Genomic DNA, 17237 nt, shown 5'->3' on the forward strand with positions numbered 1-17237 from the left:
GATGGCGGTCCGAACCGGAGCTGGCACGTCACTGGTCGCGTGGTCGAGATCGGTCAGCGCCTGATACAGCAGGACCTTGACGTATTCGTACCAGAAGCCGTGAGAGCCGGTCAGTAGCCCGGGTCGGGCTTCAGCGTTGGTGAGTGCGTCGAGATGTGTGACGGGATAGCGGCGGAACTGGTCTTGCCGGTCGTCGCGGACGTGCAGGGGAATGTTGCGCATGCGGACACGCGGTTGAGGGCGTTGACGATCGGTGTTGCGGTCGCGGTGTCGTTGACGCTGGTGACGGTGGTTGCCGCGAGGCCGGTCGGGGTGTGGGTGGGTGGCCAAGATCTGGACCTTGCCGCGGCTGGGGTGTTGCGCGTAGATGGTCATCGGTCGCCTTCCGCTGGGCCTACTTGCCGCATGGGGGTAGGCCGGAGGGCAGTCGTGAGGATGATGGGTGGTGGCGTGGGCGCGTTCCGACGCTCCGTACCCGGTAGATCGTGGTGGTGGCTCAGGTTCGATTCCGAGCTCCGTACCGGCCGTCACCGTACATCGATGAGTCGCCAATTGCCACCAGCCCGACGCCGCATTCCGGACGTCGTTCCAATGCCACTGTCACCGCTCGCTCAGCGGCGACAACTAGCGACAACCGGCGGCAACCGCAGACAACTATCGACCGGTCCCGTTCTGTGTTGCCCTTGATCAAGCAGATCCGGGACGTGATGCCTGAGCCGGCGCTGTCGGGAACTGCGTCATCGCGATGGTTCGAGGGGGAGCGAGATGGCCAGACGAGTATGGGCGGTAGCGGAGGTTCGCGGACTCGGCACCGTCACCGACGTCGAGACAGCGGCTTCGGTCTTGGGAATCGGACGTACGACGGCCTACCGGTTGGCGAAGGAGAAGTCTTTCCCGGTTCCGGTGCTGAGGGTCGGTCACCGCTACATCGTGGCGGTCGAGAACCTGCTCAAAGCCCTCGGCGCCACGACTGACGCAGACGCAGCAACATGATCTCTTCAAGGTCGGTGCTGTTTCGAAAAACATCGTGTGGTGTCCATCCCCGCATTGCGACTCGTCAGTAAGGCGAGCAGCGGATCCCGAGACCGGTAACCCAGACGAACTACGAGGAGGAGATCGTCGATGAACAGCTTCTATGATCCGACTATAGGCGAGAAGATTTCGGCTGGCCGGACTGGTCGACATCAGGAACCCGACAATGGTGAGCGGGAAGTCGACTGGCGTTCCCTCATGATTCGCCATGCAGCCCTGCTCCGGGCTTTCGACCTCGACGTATTCGTTACGCCTTGCGGCGGGCGCGCTAATGTTCGCCTCTACATACGTCATCGACGAACTGTTCCAGGACCTCAAGACGCTGGCAGGTGATGGCGGCACGGTAGCCGACGGCGACGGGTTCTTCGTCTTGGACGACCTACCCGAAAGGTTCGCCCGTCACTACGGCGCGCGCTTCGCACATAAGTTCCTCGTCGCCACGGTCTCGATCACTGGCCGCCTGTCGGCCCAGCAATGGGCCCCGCTGGCATCGGTCGCCGAAGCGCTGGCGTTGCACCTTGTGGTTGAACGGGCGAAGTGGGTGCTCATCGATCACGAGATCCTTGCGGACGGCCAGGTCAGAAACCTGTATGCCGACTTTCAGGACGCTGCCTTTGACGACATCGATCACGAGTTGCTCTACCAAGCTCAGGCTGACGGGTTCGAGGACGACGATGATCTCAACGCCCAACTCGGCCTCGCCGTGGCCGAGGTAGCGAAGCGTCTACGCGTGTCCGCGCGGTGGCTGGGAAACCAGTGCCGCAGCGGACTGGTCGAGCACGTGTTCCTGGCGCGCAAACGAAGTTTCACCGAGGACCAGGTCCAGAAGCTCCTGGATGCCTACACCGTCACTACGCCCAAGCAGGCTGCTCGGGACAAGTCGACCCGACGTATTGCGGCTCGGGTGCGACGGGACCGCACCGGGCTTCGCTGACTGCGACCAAGCGGCCTGAACGCCACAAGGGGGCATGTGGGGGTCGCTGCGCCTCCGCCGCGACTGACCGGCGGCGATCCTGGCGCCTGAGCGATAGCTCGGCTGTCAGCGACCTCCCTATGCTACCGCGCCATCTTCTCCAGCAGGGCTACCTGACGGGGAACATCCGATGGGGACCGGGTGAACCAGCAACCTGATATCGATATGCAAGCCGCCGCGCTCGCGTGGCATGACGCGGGCTGCGCGGTGATTCCTATCCGCGCTGATGCCAGCAAGGCGCCGCTAGTGCCCTGGCGCCGCTACCAGCATGAACGAGCAAGTCGCGACGAAGTACGCCGCTGGTTCGCTGGCGGACCGCCGGGGTTGGCCGTGCTGTGCGGCGCGGTCTCCGGAAGCTTGGAGATGCTCGAACTCGAAGGCCGCGCGGTCGATGAAGGCCTCGCTCGCCAGCTGGTCGAGTTGGTCGAGGCCGCCGGCCTGAGCGATCTGTGGCGCAGAGTGGCGGTCGACGGATACGCCGAACGCACGCCGTCCGGCGGCGTGCACCTGCTGTACCGGCTGGCAGATGCCAGCGTCGGCGGCAACGTGAAACTCGCGCGTAGGCCGGCTAACGAGGCGGAGCTGGCGGAGAACGCCCTCGACAAGATCAAGACTCTCGCGGAGACCCGCGGCGAGGGCGGGTACACGATCGTTGCGCCGTCGCACGGCACGGTGCACGAGACGTTACGGCCTTGGTCGGCGCTGGGCGACTCGACTCCTGCCCGGATCCCGGTGATTTCGGCTGAGGAACGGGCGTCGTTGTTGGCGGTCGTGCGATCGCTGGACCAGATGCCGCCACCGCCTGTTCTGCTGGTCCAGCGAACCGCGGCGAGGCCGGCGGGCCCGTCGGCGATGACGCCCGGGGATGACTGGGAGGCCCAGACTGATTGGGCTGACATCCTTGAACCGGCTGGCTGGACACTGGTTCATCAGGCCGGGCGGACCCGGTACTGGCGTCGGCCCGGCAAAGTGGCGGGAGTGTCGGCGACGACGGGGCGGGCCGATGACCGCGACCGGTTGTACGTGTTCAGCACGTCGACGGTGTTCGAGGCGGAGCGCCCGGTGACCAAGTTCGGGGCGCTGGCAGTTCTCCAGCACCGCGGTGATCATTCGGCGGCGGCGCGGGCCCTGCGCGAGGCGGGGTTCGGCGGATCGGCGCTGAAAGGTGCGGGACGGCCAGGGGCAGCTGAGCTGGCTGTCGTCGCATCGTCGGCTCGTGTGGTTCAGGAGCCGGTTGCGCATGTAGCGGCGTGGGGGCCGACCGAGGACGGGTTGGCTCGGGCGCTGGTTGCCCATCATGGTCATGAGCTGCGTTATTGCCCGCAACGGGGTAACTGGCTGGTCTGGGAAGGTCACCGCTGGGTCTGGGACGACGCCGAAAGGCATCGGGAGTTCGTGCGTGCGCTGGCGCGGGACCTGCCAGCGAGTGGTGTGTGGCGGCGGTTCCGCAACAAGGCGCTGTCGGCCGGCGGGGTGTCAGGGGTCGTCCGGCTGGCTCGCTCCGATCCATCGATCGTTGTCGGGATGCAAGAGTTGGATGCGCGCCCGTATGAGCTGAATGCCCCGGGCGGGGTGGTGGATTTACGGACGGGTGAGGTTCGGCCGTCGGATCCGGTGCTGTTGCACACGCGGTCCGCGGCCGTGGCGCCGGACTTCGGCCGGCGCTCGGACGCGTTCGACAGGTTCTTGAAGGACACCTTCGGCGATGACGCTGGGTTGGCGGCCTACGTTCAGCGACTGCTCGGGGTGTCCGCGATCGGTGTTGTTCTCGAACAGTTGCTGCCGTTCGCGGTAGGTCCTGGGGCGAACGGCAAGTCCACGCTGATGGAAGCGGCCATGCACGCGCTGGGACGCGGCGACAGCGGGTATGCGGCGGCGGCCTCGGCCGAGATGCTGATGGTGCGCAAGCACGCCGAGCATCCCGCCGAACTGGCTCAGCTGGCCGGCGCCCGACTGGTGGTCTGCACCGAACTCGACGATGGCCAACGGTTCGCTGAAGCGCGGGTGAAACAGCTGACCGGCAAAGATTCGATCAACGCCCGGTTCATGCACCGCAACCCGTTCACCTTCGCACCAAGCCACACGTTGTGGCTACTCGCCAACCATCTGCCGGTAGCGCGGGCAGGCGGGCCGGCCTTCTGGCGCCGGATCAGGGTGTTGCCGTTCAACCGGATCGTGCCGCCCGAACGGCAGATCAAGCAACTGGGCGAGATCCTGGCCCAGGACGCGCCGGCCGTGCTGGCATGGCTGGTGACGGGCGCCGCGGCCTACAACGCTGAGGGACTACAGGAGCCGACCTCGGTTTCGGCCGCGACCGAGGCGTACGCGCGGGATCAGGACACCGTGGGCCGCTTCGTCGAGGAGATGTGCCGTTACGGGCACGATGCGGCACACCTGCGGGTGTCGACGGCGGCCTTGCGGGAGACCTACGAACAGTGGTGTGCCCAGGCCGGTGAACGAGCTGTCCCCGCCAAGCGGCTCACTCAGGAGTTGCGTCGCTTCGGAGTGGTCGACGTGCGGGGTGGGAGGGGACGCCGCTTTTACGAGGGGGTCGTGCTCACCGATTTCGAAGATCCTCAGCAGCCGCTGTTGGAACGGGCCTGACCGGGAGGGGTGACACGTGTGGCGGGAGTTCCGGGTTTTCAGGCCTCGCGCGTGCGCGTGCGAGCGCGCGCGAGGCCTGGGCATGCCAATACCGCTTTCGGGATGCGGTGACCACCACGCGCGGGTGACCCGCGCGCACGAGGCCGCGAATTGCTGAGGTCCTGCCACACCCGCCACCCACCGGATCGCGAAGCGTCGAGGCGGGCACCCGAGCCGCGGGTGGCTGTGACATTCAGTGAGCAATTGCTTCCGCCGACCGCGGTGCCCTACCACCCCTTAGATCCGGCCTGGTCCCGACGACTCCGCAGCGCTCCCGCCTAGGCGGGAGATTAGAGAAAGCGATCAGGTGTCGCGCGCTGGAGACTCTCGGCTCATGAGGTTCCGGCTTCGGTCCTCGCGCAGCGGCAACTCCAGGACTTCGTAGGGCAAGGAGGCATCCCGGCGAAGGTTCGTGTCTCACGGGGTCCGTGAGCTAAGCGGGTTACTTCCGGTGCCACCACCGGGGGCGGGTGCCCTTGATGGTGCCGCGGCCAGGGTCGACTGGGTGACCGACGAGGTATTGCAGAGCGGCGTCGTCGATCCGGCCGCCCCAGATCGCTGGACGTTGCAGTGTGTGCTGCGAGGCGTCGGCAACTCGGAAATCCACCGGCATCCACCCAAGATCTTGAACTCCGTCGCCCTCATCGGCGGTCAGCATGTGGCCGATGATGATCGGCGGCAACGGGTCGGTTGGCAGTAAGTGCCGCCAGATGGCCTCGGCGTACCGTTCGGCGTGGTTGACCGGCCCGGCGCCCTCGGTAGGGACAATTTGCGTGATCACCGCGATCGGCCGCAGCCCGGCGCCGGTGAACAGCTGCACTCGGAAGCTCGCCTGCTGCCACCCCTGGTTGGCTGGGACAACGAACTGATGATCGTCAACCGTCAGGTCGCGCATGCCGGCCTGGTCATAGAACAGCGATTCGCGTCGCGTTCGTCGCGGCTGGCCGGCAGGCGATGAAGGCGTATCGGTTGGCACCTACCAATGATGCCTCCGGCCGAGCCTAGGCGGGATCTGGGTGGCCACCGGTGCCGGCTCGGATCGGACGAGCACCTGCGAGGAGTAGCTGCTGTCCGTCGCCGACGTCAGTGAGTGGTTCATCGGCTGCCCTAGCGGTTGGTGGAAGCGAACACCTGAGGTCCGTGTAGCCAAGATCACATAGCGTGTCGAGGTGCGGCGCTCGCGGTTGCGGAACACGGAATGTAGCCGCACTCACCTGGCGATTCGCTTGAATTCAATAGGCGGGCATCAATTAATTGGATGCTGCGCAAGGCGGGCGAAGTTCACGTGGATGCAACGGATGTTGACGCGACCGCGCCCAGGTGACGGCCTATGTGGACGGCGAGCAGTGGCAGAAGGAGAGCGCACCCTCCACTCTGGAGCAGGCGTCACGTCGCGTGGTGCCCGGGGCCTTCCTTGCGCGGAAAGTCGTCGCTGGCGCTGCTGGCTACGCTGCGTGTTCTGGCGCGCGACTTCGTGGCATGGAAGGCACTTTCACAGGGCCCCACGTTGCAAACGGATCACGCTCTCACGGCCCGTCCTGCTACGTTAGCGCCTTCCTGACGTGCACAACTGTCAATCTACGGCTGCGCGCTGTTGTATCGACGACGGGGACATGTGATGAGTCCAGGACGCCCACGGCATGGCCGCCTCGCGGATCGGCGTGAGCTGGTTCGCCCGGCTTTGTTCCGACCGATCATGTGCCTGCCGTCGACGGTCCTGCCGACTTCGGTTCGGCCGGATATCGGATTGGCCACCACGTGCGGCAGCCTTATCGGCTTCTCGCGCCGGAGTTCCGGTCGCTCCTTGAGGGGTGATCGTAGGGACGTTGTCGTCATGCAGCGTCGAGACCCCGGGGCAGGGCTGGTGCCGCACTGCGCGCCAGGAGTCGGCGACGAAGCGCCCTGTGCGATGACCGAGATCGATCAGGTGCTTTGACCGCGTTCCTCGGAACGAATGCTCATCCGGCGATGAGGCGTTCCGCCACCGCGACATCGAGGACACATGACTAAGGCCAGGCAGCCCGGATTCAAACACAACCTCAAACTCATCGAACGTCGCCAAGCGATGAAGACCCCCAACCGGGAAAAGCCGGGCTGGAGCAGAACAGAGCTGGCCGAGGCGGTTAACAAGGCGCTGGTCGAGCTCTTTCCAGGCCAGAACACCAAGTCTGACGAGGTCGACGGACGCTGGATCGGCAAGCTGGAGCGCCGTGACCACAGCTGGCCTTCTGACGCGCGCCGTGCTGCCCTGCGGCGCGCTCTCGGCGTCCAGACCGATGCCGAGATCGGGCTGTACATCCGCAGGAAGATGGTCCGCAGTGAGCCTCGTATCGCCCGTGATCTCTCGTCGGTCGATGGGTCGGTAGCCCACCCGGCTCGCCGGTACAACTACTGGCTCGGAGGGAAGGACAACTTCGCCGCGGACCGCGAATCAGGCGACGAGATCAGCAATTTTTTCCCGACGGCGGTTATCGCGGCGCTGGCGAATCGGGCGTTCGTGGGCCGCGCGATCACCTATCTTGCCGGCCTGGGGGTGCGGCAGTTCCTGGATATCGGTTGCGGGCTGCCGGCGCCGGACAACACCCATGAGGTGGCGCAGCGGATTGTGCCTGATGCCCGCGTGGTCTACGTCGACAACGACCCGATTGTGATGGCCCACGCGCGTGCACTGCTGCTGGGTCACCCGAGTGGTAAGACGGCCTATCTGGAGGCCGATCTTCGCGACCCGGAGTCGATTCTCGACCATCCTGCGCTGGAGGAGACGCTCGATCTGACGCAGCCGGTGGGTTTGCTTCTGGTGGCCGTCCTGCACTTCATCCGGGATGACAGTCAGGCTTTGGCCGCGGTCCGGCGATTGCTGGAAGTGCTGCCCTCCGGCAGCTACCTGGTGGTGAGCAACGCCACGACGGACTTCAACACGCCAGAGGTTGTTGCCCTTTACGAGCAGATGGTTGCCGCTGGCCGGAACGACATCGTGTGTCGCTCCAAGGAGCAGTTCGGGCGGTTCTTCGACGGCTTGGAGCTCGTGGAGCCGGGCATCGTTCCCGCCCACGACTGGCACGCGGAGGACGCTGACGCCCCTGGGCGGCCGTCTGCCGCCGACGTGTCTCTTTATGGAGCCGTAGGCCGCCTGCCGTAGAAGGAAGACCGGGGGCGGTGGGTAGAACGCCTGCCGCCCGTGATTGAGCATCGATCAATATTAAATGAGGTGGCGCGATCGGTGACGAGACGCCACTGATCCGTATATCGGACAGTAAAGCGGCATTCCTAATAGTGGATCTAGCGTCCAGTATTGATCAGTGCAACAGTCACCAGGCCCGCCGTCGCCCGAGGATCGTGGCAGTGTGCCGAGGAGCTACGGCATCGGCGCCGCCATGGACGAGTTCCCGCCTGCGGGCAAGAGCGGGCGGGGCGGCGGCGCTAGAGGTCCGCAGCAAGCGACTCTGGACCGGCCGCCTAGATTGGCTGGCCAGATGGGATGGATCTGGCCAGCGATGATGAACAGCTTAAGCAAGGGGCGAGTTCATGGAGAGGGGACTGCTGACGCAGCGGTCGCGGCAACGCATCGATAGCCACTAGTAACCATGGGGGATTGCCGTGGTGACCATGTTCATGGCCGACTCGGTCGGGTCGGCCCATCAGGAAAGGTCCGCAGATTTCGCTGATGCCCCACGAGGGGTGTCACGGACGGGGGGATACGAACCGGGGATGGACTTGTCCAGGAGCGAGGACGCCAACGCCGATCCTGGACTTAGCTTCGGTCGCCGGCTGCGCCGGACTCGCATGCGACGCCGCTGGACACAGTTGCAGGTGGCGAAGCGGATGAGCGAGGCCGCTGTCGACCATGGCGGGACAGCCGGTATGCGTTCTCTCATCCAGATGATCAGCAGATGGGAGAATGAGGAAAGGGAGCCGAGCCAGTTCAACCTGCATTTGCTGGCGGCTGCGTTTGATATCGAGGTTGCCGAGTTCGGTCTTCCGGTTGACCCCGATTTCTATTGGTGATCGCGTCGGTGGGTGAGTCGTCGTAGCGAACTCCCGCTGCAGAAGCCGCAGGTGTTCGTTCCCGCTCCGGCTGCGTTGATGGTCTCCTGCTCACGCAGCGATGTCAGGCGGTGCTGGCTGAGCCGGCACTGCCTGGCTCGCGGATCTCGGTGAGGACGCTTATCGCGAATGTCAAGGTCGCAGCGTATTGGTGCAGGGCGTTCGGGAACGTCTCCGAAATTCCCGTGGGGTCGGCTGCACCGGCCCTAACCGCTGCAGGATCGTCGTAAGCAAGCGGGTTCTCACCCCGCAGCTGAAGGGAGACGACCTGCCACAGCTGGTGATGGGCGGCCAGGACCTCCGCGTTCTTCTCCGCCAGGGCTGGATCATCCGGTGTATCGAATTCGATCTTCGGCAGACACAGGTCGAGCGCCGTGATCACATCGGACGGCCTGACCGGCTGCTGCTCCGGGAGCGGGGCCGCCCGACCGGCGAGCAGCTCCGTGGCGACCTGCGAGGCGTAGCCGGCATAGTGCGCGGCTGCCCGAGTCAACGCCACCAAGGTCTGGTCATAGAAGCTGCCCGCGATTCGCTCTAGGTCGTCGACTACGCGGGCTCGCGGTGAAGGCTGCTGCGACTCGGGTGCATGCTCACCCAAATTCACTGTCGATAACGCGTCTCGCTCGGTGGTGTACTGCACCTGAAACCCGAACGCGTGATTCACCGCGATGGCGGCGGTGTTGCAAGCCATAGCCGCCTCGTTCAAGGCTTGGCGGATCGGCTCGGATAAGCCGTTGCCCCGCTGAAGAAGCTCGTGCGTGTACGCACTCATTATCTATCCCCCGGTAGCCACAGTCGCGTCTGTGCTCGGTGGCAGGACCCCGGCGCCGGCCCCATCCTGCCCCGATGTTCGTGCCCCTTTGAGTCACGCCGCTGCCTTCGCGGGACAACCCCGTCAACCCCCGGCAATCGGCGGCAATCGGAGACAACTATCGATCGCTTTCCTCGTGGTTGAGGGTCAATGACGTGATCAAAGTTCTCCGAACTCTAAACGAGGGCGGCGTGCCGGACCAGTCGTACCCTGTGTCTCCCGGCGTGCCATATTTCCGGCGAAGACTGGCCTTGCCAGGCACACGCCTGATCCGACTACTGCCAGCCCAGGCGCGACGCCGAACACGGCAGATCCAGCTGGTGGTCGCCTGCCGCCGCGCGGAGCTCCACTCCTGCACGCCCTGCGAGGCATGACCGGCATGACAACGCCGGTCCACGACACTTGGAACCTGGCCCAGCCAGCAGACTCCGGCGGCCCGTCCCGGCCGAGGCCCGTAGGCGGTGGGTGGTGGGCCAGCGCTCACCAGCATCGAGTCGGCCGGACTTGGGTGGTGCCGGCTGCGGCTCTTGCTGCAGGTCTCGCGTTGCTGACGCCGATGGCGTTGCGGCGACGGGCCAGCACATCGGCCTCCGGACGGGCAACTGGCTACCACAAAGGCTTCACCGGGCGTGCCCGGCCGGTGATGACGGCTGCGGAGGCATTCGACCTGGCGCTGCTCCCGGAAGCGACGGTCGGCCAGGAGATCACGGCCGCGCCGCTGGATGAAGCCGTCACCGCCGGCACGGCCGGCATGATCGCTCACCACCGGCAGCCGGTGCACGTCTACGCCGAGCCCGATGGTGCGGTGATCGCCTGGTTGTCGCCGCAGGTGCTCGGCAGCGACGTGTGGTTGCCGGTGATCGACCAGCAGCCGGGCTGGATGCGGGTACTGCTGCCTTCGCGGCCGAACGCAGCTACCGGATGGATCACCACCGCCGAGCTCGCTCTGACCCACACCCCGCACGAGATCCGCGTGCATCGGCGATCAAGCCGCCTGCAGCTGTTCACCAGCGGCCGCCTGGCCGGCTCCTGGCGGGTATCCGCCGCAACAGACCCGGCGCTGCCCCCGGCCGGGCGAACCTTTCTGCTCACAGTCATTCCCGGCGCCGAACCGGCCGCCGCGTTCTTAGCCCTCGGCCAGCATGGCCCGGCCGTGCCGACCTGCACCGGCAGCGCCGGAACCGTCGCCATCCACGCGCTGCCCGTCGAGCCTGACGACGACCGTTCCTGCCACGCCTGCCTGCGCGTTCCCGCCGACGCCATCGCCACCCTGGCACGGATCCCGGCCGGCTCGCTGGTGCGCATCTACCGCTGATCACCACCATCACCATCGCCCGAAAGGGGTATCGCACTGATGACCATGCCTCAGCTCGCCCTGCTCGCCGCAACCGCTCTGACCGGCACCGGAACCGCACTCGCCGCCACACCGCCGGCCTCACCGGCGCCCCGCTATGACGCCGCGTACGCCATCTTCGCTGTCGGCGACGACCCCCTGTCCGCCGGCCCTAACGCCTTCAGCAACTCCAGCCGCATCCGCGGGAGCTCCGGCGGCGCTCGCTCCGCTGATGGCCGCCAGGAAGTCAGATGGGGACACACCTCCGCCGGCGACGGCCAGGCCTCTGCCGCTGCCTACGACGTCTACCTGCTCAGCGGCGCCATTCGGGTAACGGCGGTCACCGCGCTCTGCCGTAACGGCGCCGCCGTCTCGCAGGTCAGCGGAGTAACCATCAGTCGCCTGCACGGCAAGGCGACGGTGGCCTTCGACGTCCGGACCAAGAACCAGGACGGCTCGACCACCGTGATCGGCATGCAGGTCCGGGTCCACGCCGGCCGCGGCAGCACCATCAACGTCGCCGCGGCCACTTGCGCGCCGGTCCCGGACCGGCCGACCCCACCGCGGCCGCCACTCGGCTCCGCACGCCCCGCATCGGGGCCGAGTGGCTCCTGAGCGCCGCGAACACGCCAGCGCGTCCTTCCTTTCGTTCCCGGCATCTTGCAGGAGATCACTGGCATGGGTATCACCGGCTGGACCGACACCGCCCACGATCTGCGCGACCACCGCCCCACCCTGGGCGCGCTCGCCGACGCGCTCGATCCCACCAGCGGAACCGACAGCCTGGCGCAGACGAGCCGCCACGCGGCGCTCGCGCGCCGCGGCCCGGCGACCGGGTACGCCGACTGGCGGCACCCCGACCGCCCGGACCCCGACCTGATGCTGCTCATCGACGGCCACCTGAGCAACCGCATCCGCCTCGAGGAACAGCTGTATCAACGGGCCAGGCCGCTGAGCAGCGACGCCGAGGTGCTGCTGCACGCCTACCGGCAGTGGGGCGCCGCCCTGGTCGACCGGATCGACGGCAGCTACAGCATCGCGATCTGGGACAACCAGGCCCGGCAGCTACTTCTGGTCCGTGACCCGCTCGGCACCAAAACTCTTTTCTGGCACACCCAGTCGCACGGGCTGCTGTTCGCCAGCACCGCGACCGCGCTGCTGGCCCATCCTGACGTTCCCGCCATCGTCGACGCCGACGGCCTCAACGAACTGATCACCCTCGGCCCGACACGCACGCCCGGGCACGGCGTGCTCCGCGGCGTCCGGGAATTGCTGCCCGGCCAACTTCTGCGCTCTAGCCCGGCCGGGATCCGGCTGCACCGCTACTGGCAGCTGCAGGCCGAGGAACACGGCCAGGACCTCGACGGCACCGCCCACCAACTCCGGCAGGCCATCGCCGACAAAACCGCGCCGCTACGTCAGCGCCCGGCTGGGGCGATGCTGCTCTCCGGCGGCATCGCCTCCGCTGTCGCGGCAGCGTTCTCGATCAAACCCGAAGCCGACCAAGGAAGCGCCTACTCGCTGACCCTGGCAGAGCCGGGAAGCCAACCGCCCGGCACCGGCGCGGACATCACCGCCGCGGCGGGCACCGCCGCCCATCTCGGCCTCGACTACACGATCATCACCGTTGGCACGGACCGGCTCCTCGACACCGCCGCCACAGCACAACGCGCCCTCGACTTCCCCGGCCCGGCGAACCTCGACGCACCCCTGCTCGCCCTGCTCCAGCACGTCGCCGGCCGCGGCCACACCAGCGTCGTGTCCGGTGCCGGCGCGGACGCCGTCTTCGCAGGCTACCGATGGCTGCACGGACCAGAAGCGCTGGCCCACGACGAGGTCCCGTGGCGGTCGTCCGGGCTGGCCGCGACCGATCTGCTCACCGATGACGCCCGCTGGCATCTGATCCCCGGCGCCTACCGCACGATGCGCTTCGCGCTGGCCACCGAGAACATCACCCGGGTTGACGGCGAAGACGTCATCGCCCGGCGGCGCCGGGTCATGCACCACCTCACCCTGACCGGCTACCTGCCGCAGCTGCTGGTCCGTCTCGGCCAGCTCGCCGCGGCCGCCGGCGTCACCGTGCACACCCCGTTCGCGGACTGGCTGATCGCGCAGCTGCTGTTCAACACCCCGTGGTCGATGCGGCACCTGCTCGGCATCCCCAACGGCCTGCTGCGCCACACGATCGCCGACCTGCTGCCACCGGCCGTGACCTGGCTACCCCAACGATCGATGCCCGGCGCGCATTTACTGCCGGCCTGGGACCGCACTCAACGCGAACGCCTGCATGCGATCACCACCGACCCGGCCGCCCCACTGAACGGGCTGCTGCACCGCGACCGCGTCCGATACGTCCTTAACCAGGCGGCCGCTCCATCGGTCCGGGACTGGCACACCACCATCGCGTATCTGATCGAGATCAACGCCTGGCTCGCCCGGCACCACATCACCATCAATTAGCCCTGCCCGGCCAGCGGTCCCGGGCAGAACTCATCCCCGGATCCGGCCAGCAGGCTTCTCCCATAGGGCCTGATCATGAGACTCGACCCGTTCGGCACCACCTACAGCACCTACAGCACCGCCCCCGCCGAGACTTGGAAGAAGCTCCTCGGCTTCGGCGCCAGCCAGATCTTCCACGACCCCGACCTCGACCTGTGGCTGATCGCCGGGCACGACAACGTCCGCACCACCCTGACCGACAGCCGGATGTACTCCAACGCCGCGACTCTGACACCGATCCTCCCGTTGACCGACGCGGCGGCCGTCATCCTCACCGGGCTCGATGCAGCCGGCGTGCTGGTCAGCGCCGACGCCCCGCAGCACACCCGGATCCGGACCACCCTGCGCGCGGTGTTCCCGACCACCACGGCGAGCGCCGAACACACATGGGGACACCTCGTCGCAACCCACGTCGACCAGCTCGCCGACGCGCTCGCCGGCCACGACAGCGTCGACCTGATGCACACCATCGCCGCCCAGCTGCCGCTGCTGGTGATCCTCGACATCCTCGGCGTTCCCACCGACGACCATGACCAGATTGCCGGCTGGGCGGCCGGCTTCGCCGACCTCGTCTGGGGTGACCTCGAACCGCACGCGCAGGTCACCGCAGCCCAAGGTCTCGTCGACTTCTGGCACTTCTGCCGCGACTTCGTCGCGACCCGGGCCGGCCACCCGGATCCCGGGCCGGGCCTGATCGGAGACCTGCTGCGCCACCACGACGGTGAGGCTCGGCTGAGCCTGGACGAGATCGCCGCGCTCGTCCTCAACCTGACCATCGCCGGCTGGAAGACCACCACCGGGGCCCTCGGCCACGCGCTCGAACACGGCCTCACCGACCCGCACCGGTGGTCGCAACTGGCCGACGACGAGCACTACCTGAACACCCACGTCGAAGAATCCCTGCGGCACAGCCCTGCCATCGACGGCTGGCTACGGATCACCACCAACGAGATCACGCTCGACGGCACCACCATCCCGGCCGGAGCCCGCTGCCTGCTGCTGATCGGCAGCGCCAACCACGACCCCCGCGTCTACGGCACCCCCGACCGCTTCGACCCCGGCAGAGCCTGGCTCTCCCAACACCTCGCCTTCGGCGCCGGCCCACACCACTGCATCGGCGCAGCCCTGGCCCGCCTCGAACTCACCACCACCCTGCGGACCCTCGCCCGCCGATTCCCGCACCTGCGACTCGTCGACGGCTACCAGCGCCGTTTCCAGCCCAACGCCGCCCTGCGCACCCACCTCACACTGCCCGCCACCACCGGCGCGGCAGCGCGCTGCCCGTTCGCGCACCACACGAGCACCGGAGCCCAGCCATGACCACCCACCTGACCACACCCGCCCGCCACCCGGCGCCGGCCTCATCCACGCAAGCCGCGATGGGGCCGCGCTATCACGATCTGCTGCACCGGCTTACCACTGCGGCCCGCACCAGCATCGGTTTCCCAAACGCCGTCGACATCGACTACCGGCCGCTTGGCCCGCTGCTCGGCGTGCTTCTCAACAACCTCGGTGACCCGCGTGTCGACGGCATCTTCCCGATGCAGGCCAAAGACATCGAACGCGACGTCCTCGACTACTTCGCCACGCTGTTCCGTGCCCCCGCTGGCTGGAGCGGGTACGTGACCAGCGGCGGCACCGAAGGCACCCACTACGGACTTTGGCTGGCCCGCACCCGGCTACCCAACGCGGTCGCCTTCCACAGCGCGGCATCGCACTACTCAGTCGGTAAGGCCGAACACCTGTTGGGGCTGCCCAGCGTCACCGTCGCTGCCCTGCCGAACGGCGAGATCAACTACGCCGACCTGCGCCGCCAAGCGGCCCGCTTCCGGAATCGGCCCGCGCTCGTGACCGCGAACATCGGCACCACCATGACCGAAGCCGTCGACGACGTCCACCGCATCCACCTCGCCCTCGACGCCGCCGGGATCACCCACCGGTACGTGCACTCCGACGCAGCTCTCGCGGGCGCACCCCTGGCCGTCACCGCTGACCGGCCCGGCTTCGACCTCGCCGACGGCGCCGACAGCATCTCCATCAGCGGCCACAAATTTTTCGGCACCCCGATCGTTTGCGGCCTCGTGATCGTGCGCCGCGGCCTCCACGAACTGCCGCCCGCGATCCGTTACACCGGCGCACCGGACACCTCCATCACCGGATCCCGCACCGGTCTCGGCGCCGTCATGCTCGCCCATGCCCTGGACGTCCTCGGGCCCGCCGGGCTCTTCGAGCGCACCCAACAGGCCCGAGCCGTCGCCGCGTACGCCTGCCGTCGACTCCAGCAGATCGGCTGGCCGCACTGGCGCAACCCGAACGCGTTCACCGTCATGCTGCGCGAACCGGCCGACCCGGTGAAGGCACAGTGGCGGCTGCCCTCCACCGACGGCTGGAGCCACATCATCTGCATGCCCGGCGTCACCACGCACCAAGTCGACGCCCTGATCGGCGACCTCACCGCCGGCCGCGAACCCGCAGCGTCAGCCTCGTGATCAGGGTCGTGAGCTGACCTATCGCACCCTTCACGACAAGCGTCATGGCTGTCTGGCGCGGGCCGGTGCCTGCTTGTGTCAGATTGAGCGTGGTGAGCCTGGCCGTCCCACCAAGGTCGACCAAAGGTGGTTGGCCATGGAGGCGGCATGATGGAAGATCACTAGGTGACTTCGAGACTCGGTGTCGATGAGATCTGGTCACTGCTGCGAGTGACCCGAGCCGATCCGCCCGCTGGTATCAGAGGTGCCCGGCGGAAGACCTATACGGCCGCGTTGGAACAGGCCCAGCAGATGTTCACCGCCGCGGCGAGCGTAGGAGTGGCGACACGCCCACTGCTGCTCTTCTACGGTCTCTCTCAGGGAGGCCGAGCCATCGCCGCAGCAGCCAAACATGTCCACAACGACGAATATCGTCTCATCGGACACGGCATCAAGGCGAACACCGGAACGCTGGTAGGGCCCATTTGCGACGTGACGGTGTACTGCGACCGAACTAGCGCCGGTAGCTTTAACCGGCTGTCGAGGATTCTTTCCTCGCCAGTGTGGGAGGAATCTACCCCAGTCCGGCTCGGCGAGTTGTGGGGAACGTTGCCCGAGACGGGGCACTTCCAGTTGGATGATCCGGAGCCGGCGGGCCCGCTACCAGCCAATGCCGATGACTGGTCTCTGACGGTTGCCGCCGACACCAGCTCGCCCGTTCAGCTAGCCGTGACGGGAGTCCCGCCCGAGCTCATGCCACAGTCTCCGCAATTGGCCCCCACATCGGAGTTGGAGACTTTTCTTCAGCGTTACCCAAGGCTCAATGGGCACTCGGCAATTTATCCCAGAGGTGTGTATCCCGGCGACCCCGGGGCAGTAGTTCATCTCGCTTACCCCAGTACTAACAGTGGGTACCGGGAGAGGGCTGATGAGGCGCTCATCCACAGCACGCGATATCGACTTCATGAGCGATACGTCTTTCCTGTAGTCGGCGCTAACACGGATTCGCTGCATCCGATCATGGCTTGGTGGGCGACACTTTTCGCGCTCTCCATGCTTGCTCGCTACCACCCCGAATCGTGGGCAGGGCACATTGCCGTCGATGCCAGCAAAGATGCCGTGAGTATCGAGCGTCTACTCACCGAGGCGCTGACCGCTGTGCCTGAGCTGCTCCTCCAGACAATCGGAGAGGTGTCACAGTAGAATCGCCGACCTGGTAAGAGTGGCGCGAGGTGAACTTTCATACTTCATTTTGAAATGCCGCTTACGTCAGTGAGGGCCCGCCTGCCTCATTGGTCGCGGTGGGGCCAACCTGACGGCCGCGCGAGTGGCTGAGCGACATCCACAACGCGATTCTGAAACGGTGCGACAGGGTGAGCGATCGTATCAACCAGCACACTATCGTGATGCCGAAAATGGGTGCGGCCGGCGGAA

12 protein-coding genes are annotated in these 17237 nt (G+C 66.7%); 10 read left to right on the plus strand and 2 right to left on the minus strand.

From position 1 onward, the window contains the following. The first annotated feature begins 1240 nt into the window (after positions 1 to 1240). Complete coding sequence (locus tag ACSHV8_RS00355; protein WP_436528208.1) at positions 1241 to 1966, plus strand: hypothetical protein; 726 nt, start codon at positions 1241 to 1243, stop codon at positions 1964 to 1966. 180 nt (positions 1967 to 2146) lie between these two features. Next, on the plus strand, positions 2147 to 4609 hold the full coding sequence (locus tag ACSHV8_RS00360; RefSeq protein ID WP_436528210.1) for a phage/plasmid primase, P4 family: 2463 nt from the start codon (positions 2147 to 2149) through the stop codon (positions 4607 to 4609). Positions 4610 to 5090: 481 nt separating this feature from the next. On the opposite strand, the gene ACSHV8_RS00365 is transcribed toward ACSHV8_RS00360, so the two are convergent. Further along, positions 5091 to 5624 carry a hypothetical protein gene (locus tag ACSHV8_RS00365; RefSeq protein WP_436528212.1) on the minus strand — a complete coding sequence of 178 codons (534 nt, stop codon included), beginning with the start codon at positions 5622 to 5624 and terminating at the stop codon, positions 5091 to 5093. A 1026-nt stretch (positions 5625 to 6650) separates the two neighbouring features. Here ACSHV8_RS00365 and ACSHV8_RS00370 point away from each other — a divergent pair. Together ACSHV8_RS00370 and ACSHV8_RS00375 are read left to right on the plus strand one after the other, a co-directional pair. Then, positions 6651 to 7787 (plus strand): SAM-dependent methyltransferase, encoded by a 1137-nt coding sequence (locus tag ACSHV8_RS00370; protein ID WP_436528214.1) that lies wholly within the window; start codon positions 6651 to 6653, stop codon positions 7785 to 7787. Positions 7788 to 8356: 569 nt separating this feature from the next. Beyond that, complete coding sequence (locus tag ACSHV8_RS00375) at positions 8357 to 8653, plus strand: helix-turn-helix domain-containing protein (RefSeq protein ID WP_436528216.1); 297 nt, start codon at positions 8357 to 8359, stop codon at positions 8651 to 8653. A 103-nt stretch (positions 8654 to 8756) separates the two neighbouring features. Here ACSHV8_RS00375 and ACSHV8_RS00380 read toward each other — a convergent pair whose 3' ends face one another. After that, a complete protein-coding gene (locus ACSHV8_RS00380) occupies positions 8757 to 9464 on the minus strand; it encodes a hypothetical protein (RefSeq protein WP_436528218.1) in 708 nt (235 codons plus the stop codon). Positions 9465 to 10011: 547 nt separating this feature from the next. On the opposite strand from ACSHV8_RS00380, the gene ACSHV8_RS00385 reads away from it, so the two are divergent. The 6 genes from ACSHV8_RS00385 to ACSHV8_RS00410 all read left to right on the plus strand — a co-directional run bounded on the left by ACSHV8_RS00385 (position 10012) and on the right by ACSHV8_RS00410 (position 17006). Beyond that, positions 10012 to 10818, plus strand: a complete 807-nt coding sequence (locus tag ACSHV8_RS00385; protein WP_436528220.1) for a L,D-transpeptidase — start codon at positions 10012 to 10014, stop codon at positions 10816 to 10818. A gap of 39 nt (positions 10819 to 10857) precedes the next feature. Then, on the plus strand, positions 10858 to 11451 hold the full coding sequence (locus ACSHV8_RS00390) for a hypothetical protein (protein WP_436528222.1): 594 nt from the start codon (positions 10858 to 10860) through the stop codon (positions 11449 to 11451). A gap of 63 nt (positions 11452 to 11514) precedes the next feature. Continuing rightward, positions 11515 to 13296 carry an asparagine synthetase B family protein gene (locus ACSHV8_RS00395; RefSeq protein ID WP_436528224.1) on the plus strand — a complete coding sequence of 594 codons (1782 nt, stop codon included), beginning with the start codon at positions 11515 to 11517 and terminating at the stop codon, positions 13294 to 13296. Positions 13297 to 13371: 75 nt separating this feature from the next. Further along, positions 13372 to 14655 carry a cytochrome P450 gene (locus ACSHV8_RS00400; protein WP_436528226.1) on the plus strand — a complete coding sequence of 428 codons (1284 nt, stop codon included), beginning with the start codon at positions 13372 to 13374 and terminating at the stop codon, positions 14653 to 14655. Continuing rightward, a complete protein-coding gene (locus ACSHV8_RS00405) occupies positions 14652 to 15824 on the plus strand; it encodes a histidine decarboxylase (protein ID WP_436528228.1) in 1173 nt (390 codons plus the stop codon). The genes ACSHV8_RS00400 and ACSHV8_RS00405 overlap by 4 nt, the downstream gene beginning before the upstream one ends. A gap of 165 nt (positions 15825 to 15989) precedes the next feature. Continuing rightward, positions 15990 to 17006, plus strand: a complete 1017-nt coding sequence (locus tag ACSHV8_RS00410; RefSeq protein WP_436528230.1) for a YaaC family protein — start codon at positions 15990 to 15992, stop codon at positions 17004 to 17006. Positions 17007 to 17237: the final 231 nt, after the last annotated feature.

It is taken from the genome of Actinoplanes sp. HUAS TT8, assembly GCF_051380535.1.
Lineage (GTDB): Bacteria > Actinomycetota > Actinomycetes > Mycobacteriales > Micromonosporaceae > Actinoplanes.